The sequence below is a fragment of the Nocardia sp. NPDC060220 genome (assembly GCF_042727815.1).
Lineage (GTDB): Bacteria > Actinomycetota > Actinomycetes > Mycobacteriales > Mycobacteriaceae > Nocardia.
The window spans coordinates 1-3,064 of the sequence record NZ_JBHWZY010000818.1 but is presented as its reverse complement, the minus strand read 5'-3'; the positions used below and the strand labels follow the sequence as shown (position 1 = coordinate 3,064).

At 68.2% G+C, this 3,064-nt stretch carries 3 protein-coding genes; all 3 read left to right on the top strand.

The window, feature by feature from the left end:
- Window positions 1-672, top strand: a 672-nt coding sequence (locus ACFWF3_RS30185) for a winged-helix domain-containing protein (protein WP_379317049.1), incomplete at its 5' end; no start/stop codon positions are given.
- Between the two features lie 22 nt (window positions 673-694).
- Window positions 695-1,603, top strand: a complete 909-nt coding sequence (mshD, locus tag ACFWF3_RS30180) for a mycothiol synthase (RefSeq protein WP_379317047.1) — start codon at window positions 695-697, stop codon at window positions 1,601-1,603.
- Between the two features lie 296 nt (window positions 1,604-1,899).
- On the top strand, window positions 1,900-3,064 hold a 1,165-nt coding region (gene pstS, locus ACFWF3_RS30175), incomplete at its 3' end, for a phosphate ABC transporter substrate-binding protein PstS (protein WP_379317045.1).

The window sequence follows — 3,064 nt, the reverse complement described above, 5'->3', positions numbered from 1 at the left end:
GAGGTGTCGTCCTTGCTGGAGGCGAGTAGCGCCGATGTCGCGCTGGTCGACGCCAGAACCGACCTGGCCGCCGCGCGCGGTCTGTGCCGACTGCTGGGCAGCACGGGGTCTTCTGTTCCGGTGGTCGCGGTCCTGACCGAGGGCGGCCTGGTGGCCGTCAACGCGGACTGGGGCCTGGACGACATCCTGCTGCCCGGGACCGGCCCCGCCGAGCTCGACGCGCGCCTGCGGCTGCTGGTCGGCCGCAACGGTGGGGTCGCCAGCCCGGAGAACACCGGCAAGATCACCCTGGGTGAGCTGGTGATCGACGAGGGCACCTACACCGCGCGCCTGCGTGGCCGCCCGCTCGATCTCACCTACAAGGAATTCGAGCTGCTCAAGTACCTCGCGCAGCACGCGGGCCGGGTGTTCACCCGCGCCCAGCTGCTGCAGGAGGTCTGGGGCTACGACTTCTTCGGTGGTACCCGCACCGTCGACGTGCACGTGCGGCGCCTGCGCGCCAAGCTCGGCACCGAGTACGAGTCGCTGATCGGGACCGTGCGCAACGTCGGCTACAAGGCGGTGCGCCCGGCCCGGACGGCCACAGCCAAGGGTGAACCCGCGGTGACCTTCGTCGACGAGGACATCGACGGCGACGACTCCTTCGCCCCGCTCAACGGCACCGCGCAGTAGCAGCGCACCCAGGAGGATGGCGATGCCGGATACAGCAACCTTGACCTGGGCTGCTCAGATCGAGCCCGGTACCGCGAACACGGTGCGGGCCCTGCTCGAACGCGCGGCCGACCTCGACGGTGTCGCTCCGGTCTCGGAGCAGGCGGTGCTGTCGCTGGCCGAAGCCGATCCGTCGACCCGGCACGTGCTGGCGCTACGCGGGGGCGAGTTGGTGGGTTACGCGAATCTCGTTGCGGCACATGACGATCACCCCGCGATGGCCGAGGTCGCCGTCGACCCCGCCGCCCGTGGCGCCGGTATCGGCGCCGACCTGGTCCGTGCCGCACTGGCCGAGGGTGGCACGGGCACCAGGGTGTGGGCGCACGGTGACCTACCCGCCGCCAAAGCGCTGGCGACCGGCCTCGGGCTGGTCACGGCTCGCGAGCTGTGGCAGATGCGCCGCTCGATGGCAACCCCGGAGCTACCGGAACTCGAGCTTCCGGAAGACCTCGTCCTCCGCACCTACGCGGGCCCCGTCGACGACCTCGAGATCCTGCGGGTGAACAACGCGGCTTTCGCCTGGCATCCCGAGCAGGGCGGCTGGACCGAGCGCGACATCGCCGCTCGCCGCGCGGAATCGTGGTTCGAACCGGCCGGTCTGTTTCTGGCGTTCGACGTCGCCGACCCGGACCGCCTGCTCGGTTTCCACTGGACCAAACAGCATCCCGACGCCGCTCCCGCCGGTGAGGTGTACGTCGTCGGGGTCGACCCGTCCGCGCAGGGGCGTGGCCTGGGCAGACTGCTCACCCTGGCCGGTCTGCGACACCTGCGCGCGGCCGGCTCCACGGAAGTCCTGCTCTACACCGAAGCCGACAACACCGCCGCCGTGAACACCTACACCAAGCTCGGTTTCGCGCCCGCCCACATCGACGTCGCGTACTCCCTGCCCTGATGCGAGTCACCTCACATTCGAGGTGAATTCTGGTGCGCGAGGAGAATATTGCGCGGATGACCGGGTAAGCGCGAGTAAAACTGGGGCTAACGTCACATTCGCGGCATTGATCGCGCCGGGCTGTTCATTCTCCGTTAACCCACATCGGGCCAACTGTCAACCGGACGACCTTAGGTTACTTCTGGGCGGCACAGTCGTCGCCTGGTGCGCGCATTCCTCGGGGATAGCGAGCACCGGCCAGCCTCGCTCGGGCCGGTGAGGGACCGAGTGAGACACCCAGCATTGTCGGAGGAAAAGTGAACTTCAAGCGCACCAGTGCCCTGGTCGGCGTCTTCGCCGTGGGCGCCATGACCCTGGCGGCCTGTGGCAGTGACGACAACGCCACCGGTGGCGATGCCGGCAATGCCGCCAACACCAGCGTTGCCTGTGGTGGCAAGAAGGCGCTCAAGGCGTCCGGTGCCTCCTCGCAGAAGAACGCCATGGAGCGTTTCGTCGCGGCCTACGAGAACAACTGCGACGGCTACACCCTGAACTACACCTCGAGTGGCTCGGGCGCCGGCGTCAACGAGTTCCTCGGCGCCCAGACCGATTTCGGTGGCTCCGACTCGGCGCTGAGCTCCAAGAAGGAAGAGCCGGCCAAGGCCGCGGAGCGTTGTGGCGCCCCCGCGTGGAACCTGCCGACCGTCTTCGGCCCGATCGCCATCACCTACAACGTCGACGGCGTCACCGACCTGGTGCTCGACGGCCCGACCGCCGCCAAGGTGTTCAACGGCTCCGTCGCCACCTGGGATGCCCCCGAGATCAAGGCGCTCAACCCCAACGCCAAGCTCCCCTCGGAGAAGATCGCCGTGATCTTCCGCTCCGACGAGTCGGGCACCACCGACAACTTCCAGCTCTACCTCGACGCGGCCTCCGACGGCGCGTGGGGCAAGGGCGGCGGCAAGACCTTCAACGGTGGCGTCGGTGAAGGCGCCAAGGGCAACGAGGGCACCTCGGCCGCCATCAAAAACACCAAGAACTCGATCACCTACAACGAGTGGTCCTTCGCCAAGGCGCAGAACCTGTCCATCTCGCAGATCATCACCTCCGCGAGCAAGGACCCGGTCAAGCTGTCGGCCGAGTCGGCCGCCAAGGCCATCGACGGCGTGAAGATCAAGGGTGAGGGCAACGACCTCGTCCTCGACACCAGCTCGTTCTACAAGCCGACCGCCGCCGGCTCGTACCCGATCGTCATGGCCACCTACGAGATCGTGTGCTCCAAGTACGCCGACGCCGAGACCAGCAAGGCCGTCAAGGCCTTCCTGACCTCGGCCGTCACCAACGGCCAGACCGGTCTGACCGAGGCGGGCTACGTGCCGCTGCCCGACGCGTTCAAGACCAAGCTGACCCCGCCACCCACGAGGAGCCGTTCGCCTGGACGGCGCGGCTGCGCGAGCAGGTGCTGGCCCCGCTCGGCAGGGG